The following is an 18,176-nucleotide window of genomic DNA, read 5'->3' as shown; positions in this document are numbered from 1 at the left end:
CTTATTTCACTCCTTTGCCGGCAGCAGCCAGCATGGGCAAGTCCAGTTTCGCCTCATGGGCGCAGTCGATGGCAATCTCGTAACCCGCATCAGCGTGACGCATCACCCCGGTGGCCGGATCGTTGCGCAGCACGCGGCCGACCCGTCTGGCAGCGTCATCCGTGCCGTCACAGACGATGACCACCCCGGAGTGCTGGGAGAAGCCCATGCCGACCCCGCCACCGTGGTGCAGGGAGACCCAGGTCGCGCCGCCCGCGGTGTTGAGCAGGGCGTTGAGCAACGGCCAGTCGGAGACGGCATCGGATCCGTCCAGCATGGATTCGGTCTCGCGGTTCGGGCTCGCCACCGAGCCGGAGTCCAGGTGATCGCGGCCGATGACCACGGGGGCCTTCAGCTCGCCATTTTTCACCATCTCGTTGAAGGCAAGGCCGAGCCGCACCCGATCCTTGACGCCAACCCAGCAGATCCGCGCCGGCAGGCCCTGGAAGGCGATGCGCTCGCGGGCCATGTCGAGCCAGTTGTGCAGGTGAGGGTCGTCCGGGATCAACTCCTTGACCTTCTGATCCGTCTTGTAGATGTCTTCCGGATCCCCGGACAGGGCCACCCAGCGGAAGGGGCCTATGCCCTCGCAGAACAGCGGGCGTATGTAGGCGGGCACGAAGCCCGGGAAGTCGAAGGCGTTTTTCACCCCCTCCTCCAGCGCCATCTGGCGGATGTTGTTGCCGTAATCGAGGGTCGCGGCGCCGCGGGATTGCAGGGTCAGCATGGCTTCGACCTGACGGGCCATGGAGCGACGGGCGGCCTGATTCACTTCCTGGGGCGCGCTCTTTTGCAGTTCGCGCCACTGGGGGACGCTCCAGCCCTGGGGCAAGTAGCCGTGGATGGGGTCATGGGCCGAGGTCTGGTCGGTCACCACGTCCGGGGTGATGCCACGGGCCACCAGCTCGGTGAACACATCGGCGGCGTTGCCGAGCAGGCCGACGGAGACGGCGCGGCCGCTCTGCTTGGCATCCTCGACCATGGCCAGGGCCTCGTCCAGGCTATGGGCCTTCTTGTCCACGTAGCGGGTCTTGAGGCGGAAATCGATGCGGGTCTCGTCGCATTCGACGGCGATCATGGAGAAGCCCGCCATGGTAGCGGCCAGCGGCTGGGCACCGCCCATACCACCCAGGCCACCGGTCAGGATCCAGCGGCCCGCAGGCTTGCCGTCGAAGTGCTGGTTTGCCACCGAGAAGAAGGTCTCGTAGGTGCCCTGCACAATGCCCTGAGTGCCGATGTAGATCCAGGAGCCGGCAGTCATCTGGCCGTACATCATCAAGCCCTTCTTATCGAGCTCGTTGAAGTGTTCCCAGTTCGCCCAGTGGGGCACCAGGTTGGAGTTGGCGATCAGCACTCGCGGTGCATCCTTATGGGTCTGGAACACCCCGACCGGCTTGCCGGATTGCACCAGCAGGGTCTCGTCCTCCTCCAGCCGGGTCAGCACCTCGACGATCTTGTCGTAACAGGCCCAGTTGCGGGCGGCGCGGCCTATGCCGCCATACACCACCAGAGATTGCGGGTGCTCGGCCACTTCGGGATCCAGGTTGTTCATCAGCATCCGCAGAGGGGCCTCGGTGAGCCAGCTCTTCGCTGTCAGCTCGGTGCCGCGCGGGGCGCGGATCACACGGTTTGGATCGTGGCGGGGATCCGGGTGTTGCAGGGACATAGACACTCCTTGTTTATCGATGCGGCAGCCATGGCTGCACAAACGGGCCTCGGCCTTATTTGGTTAATTGGTGGACCAGTCGCGCGGCCACGCGGGCGCTGCGGTTGTCCTGATCCAGACTCGGGTTGTACTCGGCCAGATCGGCGAGCCTGAGCTTGCCGCTGGCCCGGATATGGGCGATCAGGGGTTCGATGACCGCCAGCTCGACGCCGCGGGCGGCGGGGGCGCTAACCCCCGGCATGACGGCGCCGGGCAGCACGTCCAGATCGATGGTGAGATAGAGATGGTCACAGCGGGCGATAAAGGCATCCAGCCCGTTCAGCAGCTCGGGCAGATCGGCCTGGGTCATGGCCTCATCCAGCACGTGCCAGACCCCCAGCGACTCGGCCCGGGCGAACAGGGCCGCCGTGTTGGCAGTCTCGGCCACCCCGAGGCAGGCGTAGTGGAACGCCGTGCCCTGGGCGGCGCACTGCTCGGCAATCTGGAAGAAGGGGGTACCGGAGCTGGCCTGCTCCAGCTTCATGCGCAGATCGAAGTGGGCATCCAGGTTGATGATGCCTACCTTACCCTGCTGTTTAAGATGACGGTTGAGGCCGCTCCAGCTGCCGAAGGCCGCCTCGTGACCCCCGCCAAGCACCAGCGGGAAATGTCCCTCGCCCAGCAGGCGCGCGACTCGCTCCGCCAGTCGGTCGTGAGCGGCATCGAGATCACCGTCTTCACAAGCCAGATCGCCACTGTCGTAAACCGGCTGGCTCAGATGCCAGGCGCTGTTGGCCAGCATCTTGCGGATAGCCTGAGGAGCACTTGCGGCGCCCACCCGCCCCTTGTTACGGCGCACCCCTTCATCGCAGGCGAAGCCCACCAGGGCCACACCGGGAGCCACATCCTCTTGCCAGGGTCGTACCCTGTCGTGCCAGCGCAGGGCCAGCTCGCCATCCTCCGGATCCTGGCGCCCCTGCCAGACGGCCATGTCCAGGTTGTGCAACTCAACCATGGTGCGTCTCCTCTCCGTTGAACACCCGGCTCACCAGCTGATCGACGCCGACCAGGTAGCTGAGCTCGGCCGGATGGGCGCAGCTCCAGATAAGGAAGTCCGCCTGCATCCCCACTCTCAGCTGCCCCAGTCGCTCCTGCTCCCCCAACGCCTGAGCGGCGTGGCGGGTCACCCCGGCCATGGCTTCGACCGGCGTCAGGCCAAACAGGGTGCAGGCCATGTTCATGGCCATGCGCAGGGAGACGATGGGGGCCGTGCCCGGGTTGATGTCGGAGGAGACCGCCATGGGCACCCCGGCCCGGCGCAGCCCCTCGACCGGTGGCAACTTGGTCTCTTTGAGGAAGTAGAAGGCGGTGGGCAGCAGGGTGGCGACCACGCCACGGTGTGCCAGGGCCTGGATCCCGGCAGAATCCAGATATTCCAGGTGATCCACCGAGAGAGCGCCAAAGTGGGCGGCGAGCGTGCTGCCGCCGAGGTTGGAGAGTTGATCCATGTGCCCCTTCACCGCCAGACCGTATTGATCCGCCGCCAGATAGACCTGTTCGGTCTGGGCCAGGGAGAAGCCGATGTGTTCGCAGAAGACGTCTACCGCATCCGCCAGCCCCGCCTCGGCGGCAGCCGGGATGATCTCCTGGCAGATGGTCTCGACCCAGGAGTCGGGATCGTCGCGAAACTCGAGCGGCACCGCATGGGCCGCCAGCAGGGTGGTCTTGACCCGGATCGGCAGCGCTTCCCCGAGGCGACGGGCGACCCGCAACATCTTGAGCTCGTCGTGCAGCGTGAGGCCGTAGCCGGACTTGATCTCGACAGTAGTGACGCCCTCCCGGATCAGTGACTTGATCCTCGGCAGCGCCAGCTCATAGAGCTGATCCTCGCTGGCGGCGCGGGTGGCCCGCACAGTGCTGAGGATGCCGCCGCCCTTGCGGGCAATCTCGGCATAGGGCACGCCCTGCTGGCGTTGTTCGAACTCTTCGGCACGGCTGCCGGCGAAGATGAGGTGGGTGTGGCAATCGATGAGGCCGGGGGTCACCAGCTTGCCCCTCATGTCACGCCAGTTGGCGGGGAAGGGCCCCTTGAGATCCTGCATGGGCACCAGGGCCTGGATCTTGCCGTCATGGACGCCGAGGGCATGGGGTTCCAGCAGGCCGTAGTCCGCCAGATCGGGGCGCAGGGTGGCGGGCATCACGTTGAGCCAGACCCGCTCGCAGTTCAACAGTTCCTTGTTCATAGCAACCTCAAATGTATATACAATAATTTATAGCCGATCTCCAAAGAGAAAGATAGGATCGAATTCACATCTTGATAACAGCGTCTTCGTTAGAGTTTAAGCACAAAAAAGCCCACCGAGCGGTGGGCCTTTGAAGCATCAATATGTATATACAATCAGGCGAGGCGGGTCTTGGAAGTCAGCTTGTAGCGGGATCCCGGTGAGAGCAGCCTGGCATAGGAGACCAGATAACCGTCCGACCAGGTGCGGCGGTGCAACAATAGGCAGGGGGTATCGACTCGTACCTGCAACAATCCCGCCTCACCGGCGCTCGGCAACACGGCCTCCACCACGTGCTCCATCTCGGAGAGCGGGCAGACTTCCATGAGGTAGCTGTTCGGCGTCTGGCAGGTAAAATCCTGCTCGCCATAACCCGGCAGCCGCTCCGCATCGACGAAGCGCTCCTCCAGCTGCAGCGGCTCTCCATCGGCCTGATGGACGATGAGGCTGTGGAAGGTGGGCGCCCCCACCCGCAGCCCGAGCCGCACCGCCACCTTCTCGTCGGCGGCCTGCCGTTGCAGGCGGATCACCCTGGCACTGTACTGGCTGCCCCGCTCGGCGATCTCCTCGGCGATGTTGCGAATGGCCAGCAGGGGGGACTCGGCACGCCGGTCCGCCACAAAGCTGCCGGAGCCTGCGGTGCGCACCAGCCAGCCCTCGCTCACCAGCTCGCGCAGCGCCTTGTTGACCGTCATCCGGCTCACCGCGAACTGCTCGCACAGGGCCGCCTCGGTCGGGATCCGATCCCCCGCCTGATAATGGCGCTCACGGATCCCGTCGAGGATGTGCTGCTTGATCTGCAGGTAGAGGGCGGGGGCCAACGGCAGTATCCTCAGCGGCGGCGATGGGGCGGACGCATGTCCGGCCAGGCGCGGTAGACATCCGCGATCTGATCCGGGCCGCTGATGCAGAGATCCAGATCGTGCAGCAGGCCGTCCTTGATACCGTAGATCCAGCCATGCACCGCCAGCTCTTGGCCCTTGCGCCAGGCGTTCTGGATGATGGTGGTGTGGCAGACGTTGGCCACCTGCTCGGCCACGTTCAGCTCGCACAGGTAGTCGTGGCGCTCGTGCTCATCTTCGATGGCATCCAGCTGCTCACGATACTTGAAGTAGACGTCCTTGATGTTGCGCAGCCAGTTGTCGATGAGCCCAAGCTCTTCGTTGCGCATGGCCGCCAGCACGCCACCACAGCCGTAGTGGCCGCAGATGATGATGTGTTTCACCTTGAGCACCTCGACCGCGTATTGCAGCACCGAGAGGCAGTTGAAGTCGGTGTGCACCACCAGGTTGGCGACGTTGCGGTGGACGAAGACATCCCCCGGCAGCAGGCCCATCAGCTGGTTGGCGGGTACCCGGCTGTCGGAGCAACCGATCCAGAGGTACTCGGGCGCCTGCTGGGCGGAGAGGGTAGCGAAGAACTCGGGATCCTCGGCCTTGATCCGTTCCGCCCACTCGCGGTTATTGGTAAACAGGTCGTTTAAAAGTTTCACTTCTGCTCTCCCTAGAGTGTTAATGGCGGCAACATACCATATTCGGCGGGATTGGGGGCAAGGTGCAACAACAGATCCGATCTGATAAGGCAGATACAAAAACAGGGCCATCAGGCCCTGCTTTGTATTGGAGAATGCCCTCAGGCATCCATGGCGTCTTTCAGCTTCTTGAGTGCGTTCTTCTCAAGCTGACGCACGCGCTCGGCGGAGACACCGTAGGTATCGGCCAGCTCCTGCAAGGTAGTCTTGCTCTCTTCGTCCAGCCAGCGGGCGCGGATGATGTGCTGACTGCGCTCGTCCAGGGTGGCCAGGGCCGCACTCAGACGACGGGTGGCGTGGTTGTCCCAGTTGTCGCTCTCTATGGTGGCAGCGAGATCCGAGGACTTGTCTTCCAGATAATGAACCGGAGCGAAGCCGCCTTCGTCTTCATCATCGCCGACCAGATCGAAGGCCTGATCGTAGTTGCTCATCCGGGCTTCCATCTCGGTCACATCGGTCGGGGAGACCCCGAGCTCGGCGGCGACGGCCTGCACCTCGTCGTGACTGAACCAGCCCAGACGCTTCTTGGATTTACGCAGGTTGAAGAACAGCTTGCGCTGCGCCTTGGTGGTCGCGACCTTGACCATGCGCCAGTTGCGCAGGACATATTCGTGGATTTCGGCCTTGATCCAGTGCACGGCGAAGGAGACCAGACGCACACCGACACTCGGGTCGAAGCGCTTGACCGCCTTCATCAGGCCGATGTTGCCTTCCTGCACTAGATCGGCCTGAGGCAGGCCATAACCGGCGTAGCTTTTGGCCACGTGAACGACAAAACGCAGGTGTGACATGACCAGCTGACGGGCAGCCTCGAGATCGCCACCCTGCTGCAAGCGCGTCGCCAGTTCACGCTCTTCCTCTGCGCTCAGCACAGGAATAGAGTTAACTGCCTGGATATAGCCTTCCAGACTACCTTGCGGAATCAGAGCCATAGTGCGCTGCAATGAAGTTCCCATGTTCTACCTCTTACTTTTCAATCGAACCAGTCTAACACCCTGAGAGGGTCTGTCTACCGACCGGGGGCCATTCTGCGGCTCACGTCAAACATAAGTCAAACATCAGCCCCAGCGTGAACCCGGCTTATCTTATGCCGACGGGATGAATCATAAATGAACAGTCAAAAAAAGGGGGTCACAGTGAAGGACCCCCGAAAAGTAGCATGCTAAGTCCATTGTTGCGGAGCTCGCAACCTTCACATGCTTGCCAAGTCAGACGAGCAAGGCAGAGGGCCACACCCGTATACATTCTGTCGCACTAGATAGACTGCTTAAAAATCAAAAGGTTCACAGGATCCAAATAAGATCCCGAACGCAGGCATCATTCAGATTACTCTGAGAAAGTGGCCCGTGCCAGAAACGGGCAACTCTTTTACTTGATCCAGTTCTCAAAATCCAGTGCTTTGCTGCGATGAAAAATCAATCAAGAGGGTTCGATGTCGCGAATGTGCCTGTGTACCGAAAACCAGGACGCAATCAGCCCCAAAATAGCACCGAGCAGTATCAGATTGAAGCCATCAAACGCCCCCATCCCCACCAGCCGGAAGTTGCTGTTGTAGAGCCCGGCCAGCTCCTTCACCACTCCCTCACTCCAGATCACCATCACCTCGGTCAGCCACCAGGCCAGCATGCCGCCGATGACCCCGAACCAGATGCCGGTATAGAGGAAGGGACGATGAATGAAGGCATCGGTCGCCCCCACCAGCTTGAGCACCTCGATCTCGGAGCGCTGGTTGAGAATATTCAGGCGCAGGGTGTTGCCGACGATCAGCAGCACGGCGGAGAGCAGCAACACGGCGATGCCGGTGATGGTGTGACGCAGCAGGTTCATGATGCCTTGCAGCCGGGTCAGCCATTGCAGATCCAGCTTGCCCTGCTCGACGCCGGGTTCGTTCTCCAGCTTGGCGAGCAGTTCGGCGGCGCCGTCAGGGTTCTGCCAGCGCGGATCCGGGATCACGCTCAGCACCGGCGGCAGCGGGTTGCTGTCGAGGTAATCGAGGGCATCACCGAAGCCGGAGATCTCGCGAAACTCCTTCAGCGCCTCGTCTCTGTTCATATAAGTGACTGATTCCACCTCGGGATAGAGCAGGATCCGCTGCTTCATGTCGAGGATGCTCTGCTCCGGTAAGTCTTTGCGCAGGTAGAGGGAGATCTGGGAGCTGGTCTGCCAGCTGCCCTCCACTATCTCGGCGTTCTTCAGCAACACGTGGAAGCAGGACGGCAGCGCCAGACTGACGCCGAGCACCGCCAGCGTCATCAGGGAGGCGAGCGGATTGCGCCACAGCTCGCCCATGCTGGCGAAGGCCTGGCGAGCGTGATCAACCCAGTACATTGCGATCCGCCGCAGCAGAGGCTGCTTGTGACGAACGATAGCCATCAGATCCCCTCCCCATGACGAATATCGGCGACATGATACATTGCGATCCGCCGCAGCAGAGGCTGCTTGTGACGAACGATGGCCATCAGATCTCCTCCTCTGCTTGCTGTGAATACATCCGGCCCACCTTGAGGGTCAGGGTGCGGTAGCGCATGCGGGCGATGAGCCCCAGATCGTGGGTCGCGATCAGCACCGAGACCCCGAAGCGGTTGAACTCTTCGAACAGTCGCATGATATCCATGGAAAGCTGGGGATCCAGGTTGCCGGTCGGCTCATCCGCCAGCAGCAGCGGCGGCTTGTTGACGATGGCGCGGGCGATGCCGACCCGTTGCTGTTCACCACCGGAGAGCATACGCGGCTGGTAGCGTTCCTTGCCGAGCAGACCGACCTTGTCCAGGGCCGCCGCCACCCGCTTGTTGATGTCCGCATGGCTATAGCCATCGATCACCAGGGGCAGGGCCACGTTGTCGAACACGGTGCGGTCCATCAGCAGCCGGTGATCCTGGAAGATCATCCCGATCTGGCGGCGTACATAGGGGATCTGGCCGCGCTTGATCTGGCTGACATCATCGCCGTGGAAGAAGACCCGGCCATCGGTCGGCCGCTCCATCACGCTGATGAGCTTGAGCAGGGTACTCTTGCCCGCCCCCGAGTGGCCGGTCAGGAAGGCCATCTCCCCCTTGCGCAGGTGAAAGCTGACCTTCTGCAGCGCCTGGTGGCCGCCGCTGTATACCTTGCTGACCTTATCGAAACGAATCATAACGGATCCCTGACATTGACAAACCCCGACCAGAGTCGGGGCGTGTGGCGTTTACTGATCATGCCTGAGCTTACTCATCGCGACTGAACAGTGCCTCGATAAAGTCGTTGGCAACGAAGGGACGCAAGTCATCTATCCCCTCGCCCACCCCGATGTAACGGATCGGGATCTGGAACTTGTCCGCCATCGCGAAGATGATCCCGCCCTTGGCGGTACCGTCCAGCTTGGTGAGGGTGATGCCGGTCAGGCCCACCGCCTCGCTGAACAGCTTGGCCTGGCTCAGGGCATTCTGGCCGGTGCCCGCATCCAGAGTCAGCATGATCTCGTGGGGCGCTTCCTCGTCCAGCTTCTTCATCACCCGCACCACCTTCTTGAGCTCTTCCATCAGGTTGCTCTTGTTCTGCAGGCGGCCGGCGGTGTCGGCGATCAGCACATCAGCCCCGCGGGAGCGGGCGGCTTCGATGGCATCATAGATGACGGAGGCGGAGTCGGCGCCGGTGTGCTGGGCGATGACCGGAATGTTGTTGCGCTGGCCCCAGACCTGCAGCTGCTCGACCGCGGCGGCACGGAAGGTATCGCCGGCGGCCAGCATGACGCTCTTGCCTTCGGCCTGGAACTGCTTGGCCAACTTGCCGATGGTGGTGGTCTTGCCCACCCCGTTGACGCCGACCATCAGGATCACATAGGGCTTCTTGCTGGTATCGATGACCAGCGGCTTCTCGACCTGAGCCAGTATCTCGCCCATGTCCTGCTTGAGCAGGCCGTAGAGCGCCTCGGCATCCTTGAGCTGCTTGCGATCCGCATGTTTGATCAGGCCGTCGATGATGCGACTGGTGGTGTCGACCCCGAGATCCGCGGTCAGCAGCTGGGTCTCCAGCTCCTCGAACAGCTCGTCGTCGATCTTCTTGCCACTGAACAGGCCGAAGAAGCCGGAACCGATATTTTCCTTGGTGCGCACCAGGCTGCGCTTGAGGCGGGCGAAGAAACCCTCCCGCTGCGGCTTGTCCTGGGTGTCGTCGTCCACCTGGGCGGCCAGCGGCAGAGCAGCCAGGGCGGCGGCGTTGGCCTCCATCTCGGCGACCAGACGAAGGTCTTCCGCTCGCTGGGCCTCTTTGGCGATGCGAGCTTCTTCCGCGGCCTGAGCCTCGGCAGCAACACGGGCGGCTTCCGCAGCCTCTGCTTCGGCGGCAACGCGGGCGGCTTCCGCAGCCTGAGCTTCGGCGGCAACACGGGCGGCTTCCACAGCCTGCGCCTCGGCGGCAACACGAGCGGCTTCCACAGCCTCTGCCTCGGCGGCAACACGGGCGGCTTCAGCAGCAACGCGAGCGGCTTCCGCAGCCTCTGCCTCGGCGGCAACGCGAGCGGCTTCCACAGCCTGAGCTTCGGCGGCAACACGAGCGGCTTCCAGAGCCTCAGCCTCGGCGGCAACGCGGGCAGCTTCCGCAGCCTGAGCTTCGGCGGTAACGCGAGCGGCTTCCAAAGCCTCTGCCTCGGCGGCAACGCGAGTAGCTTCCACGGCCTCTGCTTCGGCGATAATGCGGGCGACTTGCGCCGCATCGGCCTCGGCGGCCCTGTGCGCCTCTTCGATGGCCTTGATGTCGGCCGCGAGACGCGCGGCTTCGGCCACCTCGTCGGCGATCAGCGCCTCATTGACGATGACGGGCTCGAGCTCGGACTCACACTCTTCCACCACCAGGGGACCTTCGTCCGGCGTCGTCGGGAAGGCACCCGGCTGTGCTTCGGTCAGGGGGAGATCGGCAGCGGGAGCGGGGGCAACGGGGGCCTCGGGCTCAGGGATCGCTGGCGTGGTGGCGGGGACCTGAGATTGGACGGCCTCGGCCTCTTCTTTCTTGCGGCCGAAACCCAGCCAGGAAAACAAACCTTTTGCCATCTAAAAAATACTCACTTCGTTGGCTGACTGCTAAGATAGCCGTCCCTCGGTGGGTCGGCATAAAAATGAACCGCCTTATACTAACACTTTATTTTCTGACGACGAAACGCGATGCCCAGAGTGAAATCCAGCCGTAACAGCCCCAATAAAAGCCCAATTCCGCAGGGAAAAGCGGGAGTTGTAAGAATCATCAGCGGTCAGTGGAAGGGTCGCAAATTGCCGGTCAGGGATCTGGATGGCCTCAGGCCGACCACGGATCGCGTCAAGGAGACCATCTTCAACTGGCTGGCGCCCCATGTGCGCGGCACCCGCTGCCTCGACCTGTTTGCCGGCAGCGGCGGCCTGGGGCTGGAGGCACTGTCACGCTATGCCGAGCAGGTGACTCTGGTCGAGATGGACAAGGGCGCCGCCGATCAGCTCAAGAAGAATCTGGTCGCCCTGGGCAGTCAGCAGGGGAGCGTGATCCAGGCCGATGCGGTGAACTGGCTGCAAGGCCCGGCGACGCCGTTTGATCTGGTGTTCCTCGATCCGCCCTTTCGCCGCGAGTTGCTGCCCCAGGTGTGCGAACTGCTGGAGCAACGTGGCTGGCTGGCGCCGGACGCGCTCATCTATCTGGAGCGGGAAAAGGAGATGGCCGATCTGGCCCTGCCCGCCAGCTGGCAATTACTCAAGGACAAGCAAGCCGGTCAGGTCTGCTATCAGCTCTATCTGCGGAATACCCAGAACGACACTGCGATTTAAATACCGGTTGGGAGAGGAACATGGGCGACTGGCCCTCCCCGGTCAATGTGGACAACGACTCAAGGACAAGCAGGTCGATCAGATCAGGCCTGCTATCAGCTCTATGTAAGGGAGGTAAACGATGAAGCGCGTGTTTAATCTGTTGGCGATGGGCGTCTTGCTGTTCTTCTGGCTGGGGGTAGTGCTCGCCCTGTTTGGCACCCTGCCGGGCAAGTTGAACGGTTTTCTGCCGGTCTGTGGCCTGATCGTGGCCCTGATGCACTGGGTACAGGCCAGCCTGATCAAGGCCGCCTGCAAGCCCTACTTCCCGGTGACTCGCCTCGAATTCACCCAGGTACTGGTCTTCGGGGTGTTCGGCATGATGGATATCCGCGCCAAGCTGCAGGCCATCATAGATGCCAAGCAGAAGGGCGGGACGCCCCCTCAAGCCGACTGAGGCAGGTGCCTTACATCCTGACCCTGTCTGAAGGAGTGACTCGTCACTCCTTCACTTTTTTCCCCACGCTGATGCCGAGCTTGATGGAGAGCACGGCGAGCAGCAGCAGCATGGCGATCAGGGAGAAGAAGTTGCTGCCAAGTTCCGGATATTGCACCTTGATCAGCGCCGAGTGGCCAAAAACGCCGATGAAAAAGCTAAGGATCATGCAGATAGGGGTATTCCCCACCATGGGCTCGTGGCGATAGTGCTGGTAGAGCTGATAGGCCGCCAGCAGCAGGGCTATCAGGGGGAAGAAGGAGAAGGGCACGGCCGATTCGGTCAACACCGACAGGAAGGCATCCCCACAGATCCCGATCAGCAGGGCCAACAACAAGGGTTTCTTGGGGATAGCGTTCGGTTCATGCATGGGACTGTCCATCCTTGGCTTAAGAGAGAGGTTCACGGCGCTTGCGGTTCTGGACCTCGGCGCCCATGGCGATGATGCGCAGCTGACTGATGGTGCGATCGGAGAGCGCCTTGCACTCCTCGCTGGTCATGTCGAGGGCGTCGGCACCGGCGCTGAAGACGATGGTGACCATGGCTTCGGCCTGGATGTAGGCCTCTTCCCGCGGCGCCTCCGTGGTCGCCTCCAGATAGTCGGTCAGCTCGGCGATGAAGTGCTGGATCTCGCGCGCCACCGCCTGGCGGAAGGCGGCCGAAGTACCGGAGCGCTCGCGCAGCAGCAAACGGAAGATGTTCGGGTTGTTTTCGACGAATTCCATGAAGGTCTGCACCGAGGTGCTGATGACGCTGCCGCCGCCGGCGATGCGCTGGCGTGCCTGACGCATCAGCTGACGCAGGGTCAGCCCACCCTCATCCACCAGGGTCAGCCCCAGCTCTTCCATGTCGCGGAAATGGCGGTAGAAGGAGGTCGGCGCTATGCCCGCCTCCCGCGCCACTTCCCGCAGGCTGAGGTTGGAGAAGCTGCGGTTGGCACAGAGTTGACTGAACGCCGCGTCGATCAGCGTACGCCGGGTTTTTTCTTTTTGTTGCGCGCGAATACCCACGAAATACAGTCACCTTGAGGTTAGCGAGGCCAAATGATAACCCGAAGGGGGGGCCGGGATCAGGTTTGTCTCCGACTTTTTTACCATTGACCCGCATTCCGGCTCAATGGAGAATAGTGAACAACTGTTCGCTGAAAGGAGCCGAGTAAAATGGACCGCCCCCCGATCATCATGAGCAACACCCTGCTGTTTGCCCTCTCCGGACTGGCGGCACTGATCGCCGTGCCCTGGTACGGCATGACCCAGGGCTACGATCTCTGGCAGTGGCTCTGTTTCCTGATGCTGTTCTGCTACTGCGGCATCTCCATCACCGCCGGCTACCATCGGCTCTGGTCACACAAGACCTACAAGGCGCACCCGATCCTGCAGTGGATCTTCGCCATCGGCGGCGCCCTCGCCCTGCAAAACTCGGCCCTGCACTGGTCGTCCGATCACCGCCGCCATCATCGCCACGTGGATGACAACCAGCGGGATCCCTACAGCGCGGGCCGCGGCTTCTGGTACTCCCACATCGGCTGGATGCTGCGGGAATATCAGCGCGAGACTTACCACGACTACAGCAACGTGCGGGATCTGCAGAACAACCCCATCGTCGCCTTCCAGCACAAGCACTACCTGGCGCTGATGCTCGGCACCAACATCGGCATTCCGCTGCTGCTCGGACTGATCCACGGGGATCTGCTCGGCATGCTGTTGCTGGCCGGGGTGCTGCGCATGGTGATGACTCACCACACCACCTTCTTCATCAACTCCCTCGCCCATATCTGGGGCAGCCAGCCCTTCACCGATCGCAACAGCGCGCGGGACAACGGCATCCTGGCCTTCTTCACCTTCGGCGAGGGGTATCACAACTTCCACCACCTGTTCGAGAACGACTACCGCAACGGCATCCGCTGGTGGCAGTACGATCCTACCAAGTGGCTGATCCGAAGCGCTGCCTGGTGCGGGCTGGCCAGGGATCTGCGCTCCTGCCCGGAGGAGCGCATCGAGCAGGCCAAGCTGGAGATGCAGCTGAAACGGGCCCAGGCCAGACTGCATGAAGAGGACGATCGGGAGCTATGGCAGGCACTGCTGCAAGAGGAATACGACAAGCTGAGCCAGCAGATCCAGCACTACTACCGCAGCCGCAAGCTGCTGCTGGAGCAGCGCAAGCGCAAGGCGCTGGCGCGCTACGACAGGCTGAAGCTGCAGCTGGAGTATCGCAATCTGCGCGATGGTTTCGTTGCCAGCAAGCGCAACTGGAGCCGATTGCTGGCCGGCATCGCCTGATACCGTCCATGTGATGACTCATATTCGAGACCGCCTGTTGGCGGTCTTTTTATGGGCAAAGGGCGACAGGGCGCGATAAAAAAGTGGGGCGACATTCGCATGTCACCCCCTCGCAAATAGCATGTTCCATATTGGGATCCGGCCATAAGAGGTACCGATGCCGCTTCACGGGTTTCCGCTCCCGATCCGGGCGTCTGCCGGAGCAATCCGACCGACCAAGTACCCTCACCACCTTCACCCACACGGCAGACCAGCCGCCGTGTTTGTCCTTGCAGTTGAAATACTACGCAGATAAATAAAATAAAAAACCATTTTTTGCGGACTTGTATGCAATCCTTATGGGCTCACCTCGATTCACGCTTTGACATAAAATGATTAAAAACAATGCGATACGGCATTATTGCGACATTGAATGGCAGAAGTTATCTTCTATGGCGCACAAGGCTTTGCGAGATCTCGCACAAGCTTGGCCCTCACAACCAGGGATGCAGTGACGACAACCCCTTGCTCAACCGGGCCAGCAGCCGTCGCAGTGCCGAGGCAAGAGGTGCATCCCGCCGCACGGCGGCCTGCTGCCAGCCCGTCAGCCACTGCTGCAACTCGGCGCAGAGCGCGGGGCAACGCAGGTGCAGCATCAGCTCGGTGTTGAGCATCAGGGAGCGGGGATCCAGATTGAAACTGCCGAGCAGCGCCTCCTCCTCTCCCATCAGGATCAGCTTGGCATGCAGGCTCTGCGCATCCCCTTCCAGCTCGAACAACGTTATCCCCTGCCGCACCAGCCAGGGGCGATGACGGCGATAGGCACCGTACACCAGGGGCACGTCGGTGCTGGCCAGGGAGTTGGTCAGGATCCCTATGCTCACCCCCGCCTGCCGCTGCTCCTTGAGACGACGGCGCAGCCCGCGCGTCAGTATCAGGTAAGGGCTCACCAACCGCAGCGCCCCCCGGTTGCCGGCCAGCTTGCGCCCCAGCTCAAATGCCATGGTCGGTCGGGAGATCAGCCCCTTGCCGGGACGATCGAACCAGAAGGTGCCCTGACCCGGATGCCAGTGCAGGGGCACAGGCTCATCGTCGAACAGGCTGGCGGGCAGATCGTAGACGGCGGCCACCGCCGGCTCGGTCAGGGTGAGCAGGAAGTCGTTCACGGTGGCGACCTCGGCGGACTGCAGGGCGCGTCGCCACAGGCGCCGGATGGGGTGGCTCCAGCGGCTCTGCCAATAGAGACTGAAGCCCTGCTCTGCCTGCTGGCAGAGGCCACCCCGACAGACGATATCCAGATCGACGAAGTGAGGTGCCTCTCCCAGACCGAAGTAGCGATCGCCGATGTTGCGACCCCCGATCACCCCCTGGCAGCCATCCACCAGCAACAGCTTGTTGTGCATGCGGTGGTTGATGCGCCTGAAGCTGAGCAGGCCTTCGAGCAGCAGGGCCAGCGGTCGCCAGCCCCTGAACCAGAACGGATTGAACAGGCGCACCTCTATGCCGGGCTGATGGGCCACCATCTCCAGGAAGCGGTTGTCACCGGCATAGAGATCGTCGATGAGCAGTTGCACCCGCACCCCGCGCCTGGCCGCATGCAGCAATTCGGACAGCAGCAGTTTGCCGCTGCCGTCTTCCTCCCAGCTGTAGTACTGGGCCTGGATCCGGTGGCGGGCGGTGCGGATCAGCTGGCAACGCAGCTTCAGAGCGGCGGCAGGATCGTCGAGCAGGGCAAATTCGGCGGGGATCAAGCGTCATCTCCTTGTCATGGGGCCATGGCATAACCCGAGCAGCCCCCCTGATCGCAACGAGCCAAGGAGTCGACCATGGAACTCTGTGACCGCCCCTCTCTGTGCCATAGGCCCCAGGCCAGCCAACCGGATCCCACCCCGGCCAGGCAACTTGCCCCCTGGTATCTGCAACACAGAGATCAGGGGTGGGAGGCCCCGGGCACCACACTTCAGATGCAGCACCCCAGCCTGGGATGAGGCTCAGGGCTGAACCGCCTCCTTGGCGTCAGAGATGGCCTCGGTCTTGCCCTCCACCTGAGGCAGGCTGAAGCGATAAGCCACGTAGTACTTGTAGATGGTGCCCACGTAGTTGATGGGTCCCTGGCCCACCTCGTTGGCCACCAGCTGCTCCACGTTGCCGAACCAGACGTTCGGATCCAGCCCCCTCTCCCTGGCCTTGGCCTGCAACGCCTGCACCCGGTTCGGGCCCGCGTTGTAGGCCGCCAGGGCAAACAGATGGCGGTTGATGTTGTCCATCTCGGGATCGTTGAAATAGGTGTCGAGAATGAGCCTCAGGTAGCGGCAGGCGGCCTCCACATTGCCTTCCAGGCTGCTGAACCTGGCGCCGCGGATCCCCACGGCGCCGCCGGTGCTCGGCAGCAACTGCATGATGCCGACCGCCCCGCCGTGGGAGCCGACATTGGGATTGAGCCCCGACTCCTTGTAGCCAAGTGCCGCCAGCATCAGCCAGTCCAGCTTGTATTTGGCGGCCTGGGTCTCGAGTACCTGGCGGATGGTCGACAGCCGCCCCAGCGGGTCTGGCGCCAGTATGTTGCTCATCTGCTCGCTCTGGGCCAGCAGGCGGCGCAGGGTCATGTCGCTGTAGAGGGTGCGCTTGCTGGACTCCGAGATATAGGCGTTTACCGCCTTGAGCAGCTCGGGGCTGTTGTTGCGCAGGGCCCAGGCACTGCGCCCCTTGTCCCGCAGCGGGATCAGCTTGTGGGCCTTGAGGCCCCCTATCATGTCGAGCCAGATCCGCCCCTTGAAGCTGTCGGTCACGGTCAGCGGTATGATGCCGGCGGCCACCATCTCCATCAGATCCCCGTCCTGCAGATACTCGGGCACCGTCTCTATGTACACCGGCGGCAGCCCCAGCTCGCGAAACAGCCAGTTCAGCTGGTGCAGGCTCTCATAGTAGCTGGAGCTGGCCCGCACCCAGATCCGCCGGCCCGATAGCTGAGTGATGCGGTTGAAGCCGGGCAAGGCATGCTGGCTCACCACCCACTCCTCAATGGGCGAAATGATGGGAGCGGAGAAGGTGACCTGCTCACGCCGGGTCGGCGTCACCGTCATGGTGGCTGCCACCAGATCGCCGCGCCCCTCGGTGAGGTAGTCCAGCAACTTGTCCTGACGTACCGGGATGTAGATGATCTTGAGCTTGAGCTTCTCTTTGGCGAGATAGGTCTTGTTTAGCCATCGCTCGAAGCCTTGCAGCTGATTGACCAGGATGCCGTACTGGGCGCCCTTGTCGAAGAAGAAGAAACCCCGCTCATAGACCACCAGGGCCCTGAGTTCTTTTTTTTGCAGAATGTGTTCGAGGTCCCCGGGTTGGGGCAAGAGTTTCGGTCTGACGTCCACTGCGCGTGTGGGGGAATCGTCTGGCAGGGGCTTGGGATCCGCCGCCAGCAGAGGAAGGCACCAGAGGGCCAACAGGCCCCAGATCCATCGCCGCATCCTCTCTCCTTCTGTTGACCGATTCACATCGGCGAGTCGTCCGTGGGATAACTCACTATAGAACGGGGAGCTGCGGCTGCAGGGTCAATACGGCAGGCAGGCCTGCCGTATCATCACAATGCTCAGACTGAGCGGGCACGCAACTCGAAGATCAGCTTCTCGGCGGTGCAGGTGAATTGCAGGCGAGCCTTGAGGATCACGCCCTCGGCCACCTGGCTCAGCTCGCTGCTGACGCTGGCTTCGGCGGTCACCTGCTTGGCCAGAGCCTCATAGACCGCCAGCTTGGCGCGGGCATCGGCTTCTGTCGCGGCCTCGATCACCAGCTCCATCAGCTCGTCGCCCTCACCTATGATGGTGCCGATCTCGGCCATGCTGCCACAGCTGTCGCAGGTTTCCTGCACTCTCTCGTTTACAGACATCATTCAACTCCTACTTATTTCGGCTGCGTATCATCGTCACGCAAGGCCTTGCGAAAATCCTTGATGGCGGTGCCCAGATCCTCTCCGGCGCTGGCCAGGCGTTTGCTGCCAAACACCAGAACGACGACCACGAGCAGGATCAACAAATGCCAGATATGAATTCCACCGAGTCCCATGGGGATGCTCCTGACTGATAGATATCGATAGTTTGTATCAAAAGAATGCATAGCGATTGTTGGGCGAAATCAAGGCAGGTGCAAGTTTGCGAATCAATCAGCAAAAAAATACGGCGACCCAT

At 62.0% G+C, this 18,176-nt stretch carries 19 protein-coding genes; 4 read left to right on the top strand and 15 right to left on the bottom strand.

Annotation, left to right across the window (positions count from 1 at the left end; genetic code table 11):
* Position 1: 1 nt before the first annotated feature.
* The 9 genes from hutU to ftsY form a co-directional block, all read right to left on the bottom strand.
* Positions 2-1,705 (bottom strand): urocanate hydratase, encoded by a 1,704-nt coding sequence (hutU, locus tag BN1124_RS13645; RefSeq protein WP_042642791.1) that lies wholly within the window; start codon positions 1,703-1,705, stop codon positions 2-4.
* Positions 1,706-1,760: 55 nt separating this feature from the next.
* On the bottom strand, positions 1,761-2,699 hold the full coding sequence (hutG, locus tag BN1124_RS13640; protein ID WP_042642789.1) for a formimidoylglutamase: 939 nt from the start codon (positions 2,697-2,699) through the stop codon (positions 1,761-1,763).
* A complete protein-coding gene (hutI, locus tag BN1124_RS13635; protein WP_042642787.1) occupies positions 2,692-3,927 on the bottom strand; it encodes an imidazolonepropionase in 1,236 nt (411 codons plus the stop codon). The genes hutG and hutI overlap by 8 nt, the downstream gene beginning before the upstream one ends.
* 155 nt (positions 3,928-4,082) lie before the next feature.
* The gene (gene hutC, locus BN1124_RS13630; protein WP_042642785.1) at positions 4,083-4,787 is read right to left on the bottom strand and encodes a histidine utilization repressor; all 705 of its coding nucleotides are present in this window, start codon (positions 4,785-4,787) and stop codon (positions 4,083-4,085) included.
* Positions 4,788-4,798: 11 nt separating this feature from the next.
* Positions 4,799-5,458: a carbonate dehydratase gene (can, locus tag BN1124_RS13625; protein WP_042642783.1), complete on the bottom strand. Its 660-nt coding sequence runs from the start codon at positions 5,456-5,458 to the stop codon at positions 4,799-4,801.
* Positions 5,459-5,598: 140 nt separating this feature from the next.
* Entirely contained in the window at positions 5,599-6,453 is an 855-nt protein-coding gene (rpoH, locus tag BN1124_RS13620) for an RNA polymerase sigma factor RpoH (RefSeq protein ID WP_033131648.1), read from the bottom strand.
* 463 nt (positions 6,454-6,916) lie between these two features.
* Positions 6,917-7,870, bottom strand: a complete 954-nt coding sequence (gene ftsX / locus BN1124_RS13615) for a permease-like cell division protein FtsX (protein ID WP_042642781.1) — start codon at positions 7,868-7,870, stop codon at positions 6,917-6,919.
* Between the two features lie 85 nt (positions 7,871-7,955).
* Entirely contained in the window at positions 7,956-8,630 is a 675-nt protein-coding gene (gene ftsE, locus BN1124_RS13610; RefSeq protein WP_042642779.1) for a cell division ATP-binding protein FtsE, read from the bottom strand.
* Between the two features lie 70 nt (positions 8,631-8,700).
* Positions 8,701-10,521, bottom strand: a complete 1,821-nt coding sequence (gene ftsY / locus BN1124_RS13605) for a signal recognition particle-docking protein FtsY (RefSeq protein ID WP_042642778.1) — start codon at positions 10,519-10,521, stop codon at positions 8,701-8,703.
* Positions 10,522-10,632: 111 nt separating this feature from the next.
* Here ftsY and rsmD point away from each other — a divergent pair, with 111 nt between their 5' ends.
* The gene (gene rsmD / locus BN1124_RS13600) at positions 10,633-11,262 is read left to right on the top strand and encodes a 16S rRNA (guanine(966)-N(2))-methyltransferase RsmD (protein ID WP_042642776.1); all 630 of its coding nucleotides are present in this window, start codon (positions 10,633-10,635) and stop codon (positions 11,260-11,262) included.
* A gap of 121 nt (positions 11,263-11,383) precedes the next feature.
* On the top strand, positions 11,384-11,698 hold the full coding sequence (locus BN1124_RS13595) for a DUF1145 domain-containing protein (protein WP_042642774.1): 315 nt from the start codon (positions 11,384-11,386) through the stop codon (positions 11,696-11,698).
* A gap of 43 nt (positions 11,699-11,741) precedes the next feature.
* Here BN1124_RS13595 and BN1124_RS13590 read toward each other — a convergent pair whose 3' ends face one another.
* Both BN1124_RS13590 and fabR read right to left on the bottom strand, forming a co-directional pair.
* Positions 11,742-12,107 carry a YijD family membrane protein gene (locus tag BN1124_RS13590; protein ID WP_156128372.1) on the bottom strand — a complete coding sequence of 122 codons (366 nt, stop codon included), beginning with the start codon at positions 12,105-12,107 and terminating at the stop codon, positions 11,742-11,744.
* A 19-nt stretch (positions 12,108-12,126) separates the two neighbouring features.
* Positions 12,127-12,747, bottom strand: coding sequence for an HTH-type transcriptional repressor FabR (gene fabR / locus BN1124_RS13585; RefSeq protein ID WP_033131641.1), 621 nt, complete (start codon positions 12,745-12,747; stop codon positions 12,127-12,129).
* Between the two features lie 150 nt (positions 12,748-12,897).
* Between fabR and BN1124_RS13580 the strand changes: the two genes are divergently transcribed.
* Positions 12,898-14,016: a fatty acid desaturase gene (locus BN1124_RS13580; protein ID WP_042642770.1), complete on the top strand. Its 1,119-nt coding sequence runs from the start codon at positions 12,898-12,900 to the stop codon at positions 14,014-14,016.
* Between the two features lie 473 nt (positions 14,017-14,489).
* On the opposite strand, the gene BN1124_RS13575 is transcribed toward BN1124_RS13580, so the two are convergent.
* Positions 14,490-15,746, bottom strand: a complete 1,257-nt coding sequence (locus BN1124_RS13575; RefSeq protein WP_042642768.1) for a phospholipase D family protein — start codon at positions 15,744-15,746, stop codon at positions 14,490-14,492.
* A 75-nt stretch (positions 15,747-15,821) separates the two neighbouring features.
* Between BN1124_RS13575 and BN1124_RS21585 the strand changes: the two genes are divergently transcribed.
* Entirely contained in the window at positions 15,822-15,983 is a 162-nt protein-coding gene (locus tag BN1124_RS21585) for a hypothetical protein (protein WP_197066218.1), read from the top strand.
* A gap of 3 nt (positions 15,984-15,986) precedes the next feature.
* Here the strand turns inward: BN1124_RS21585 and BN1124_RS13570 are convergent, their stop codons facing one another.
* From BN1124_RS13570 to tatA, 3 genes are all read right to left on the bottom strand, one after another.
* Positions 15,987-17,459 carry an MltF family protein gene (locus tag BN1124_RS13570; RefSeq protein WP_042642766.1) on the bottom strand — a complete coding sequence of 491 codons (1,473 nt, stop codon included), beginning with the start codon at positions 17,457-17,459 and terminating at the stop codon, positions 15,987-15,989.
* A 122-nt stretch (positions 17,460-17,581) separates the two neighbouring features.
* Positions 17,582-17,881: a YfcZ/YiiS family protein gene (locus BN1124_RS13565; RefSeq protein WP_378052047.1), complete on the bottom strand. Its 300-nt coding sequence runs from the start codon at positions 17,879-17,881 to the stop codon at positions 17,582-17,584.
* Positions 17,882-17,892: 11 nt separating this feature from the next.
* Positions 17,893-18,054, bottom strand: a complete 162-nt coding sequence (gene tatA, locus BN1124_RS13560; RefSeq protein ID WP_042642762.1) for a twin-arginine translocase TatA/TatE family subunit — start codon at positions 18,052-18,054, stop codon at positions 17,893-17,895.
* Positions 18,055-18,176 lie beyond the last annotated feature (122 nt).

This window comes from Aeromonas eucrenophila, from assembly GCF_000819865.1.
GTDB lineage: Bacteria > Pseudomonadota > Gammaproteobacteria > Enterobacterales > Aeromonadaceae > Aeromonas > Aeromonas eucrenophila.
The sequence above is the reverse complement of the archived record's forward strand: the minus strand, read 5'-3'. Positions and strand labels throughout refer to the sequence as shown.

Coding starts and splice junctions, on each gene's coding strand:
- hutU (WP_042642791.1), bottom strand. CDS start 1,705: ATGTCCCTGCAACACCCGGATCCCCGCCACGATCCAAACCGTGTGATC.
- hutG (WP_042642789.1), bottom strand. CDS start 2,699: ATGGTTGAGTTGCACAACCTGGACATGGCCGTCTGGCAGGGGCGCCAG.
- hutI (WP_042642787.1), bottom strand. CDS start 3,927: ATGAACAAGGAACTGTTGAACTGCGAGCGGGTCTGGCTCAACGTGATG.
- rpoH (WP_033131648.1), bottom strand. CDS start 6,453: ATGGGAACTTCATTGCAGCGCACTATGGCTCTGATTCCGCAAGGTAGT.
- ftsX (WP_042642781.1), bottom strand. CDS start 7,870: ATGGCTATCGTTCGTCACAAGCAGCCTCTGCTGCGGCGGATCGCAATG.
- ftsE (WP_042642779.1), bottom strand. CDS start 8,630: ATGATTCGTTTCGATAAGGTCAGCAAGGTATACAGCGGCGGCCACCAG.
- ftsY (WP_042642778.1), bottom strand. CDS start 10,521: ATGGCAAAAGGTTTGTTTTCCTGGCTGGGTTTCGGCCGCAAGAAAGAA.
- rsmD (WP_042642776.1), top strand. CDS start 10,633: ATGCCCAGAGTGAAATCCAGCCGTAACAGCCCCAATAAAAGCCCAATT.
- BN1124_RS13595 (WP_042642774.1), top strand. CDS start 11,384: ATGAAGCGCGTGTTTAATCTGTTGGCGATGGGCGTCTTGCTGTTCTTC.
- BN1124_RS13590 (WP_156128372.1), bottom strand. CDS start 12,107: ATGCATGAACCGAACGCTATCCCCAAGAAACCCTTGTTGTTGGCCCTG.
- BN1124_RS13580 (WP_042642770.1), top strand. CDS start 12,898: ATGGACCGCCCCCCGATCATCATGAGCAACACCCTGCTGTTTGCCCTC.
- BN1124_RS21585 (WP_197066218.1), top strand. CDS start 15,822: ATGGAACTCTGTGACCGCCCCTCTCTGTGCCATAGGCCCCAGGCCAGC.
- BN1124_RS13570 (WP_042642766.1), bottom strand. CDS start 17,459: ATGCGGCGATGGATCTGGGGCCTGTTGGCCCTCTGGTGCCTTCCTCTG.
- BN1124_RS13565 (WP_378052047.1), bottom strand. CDS start 17,881: ATGATGTCTGTAAACGAGAGAGTGCAGGAAACCTGCGACAGCTGTGGC.
- tatA (WP_042642762.1), bottom strand. CDS start 18,054: ATGGGACTCGGTGGAATTCATATCTGGCATTTGTTGATCCTGCTCGTG.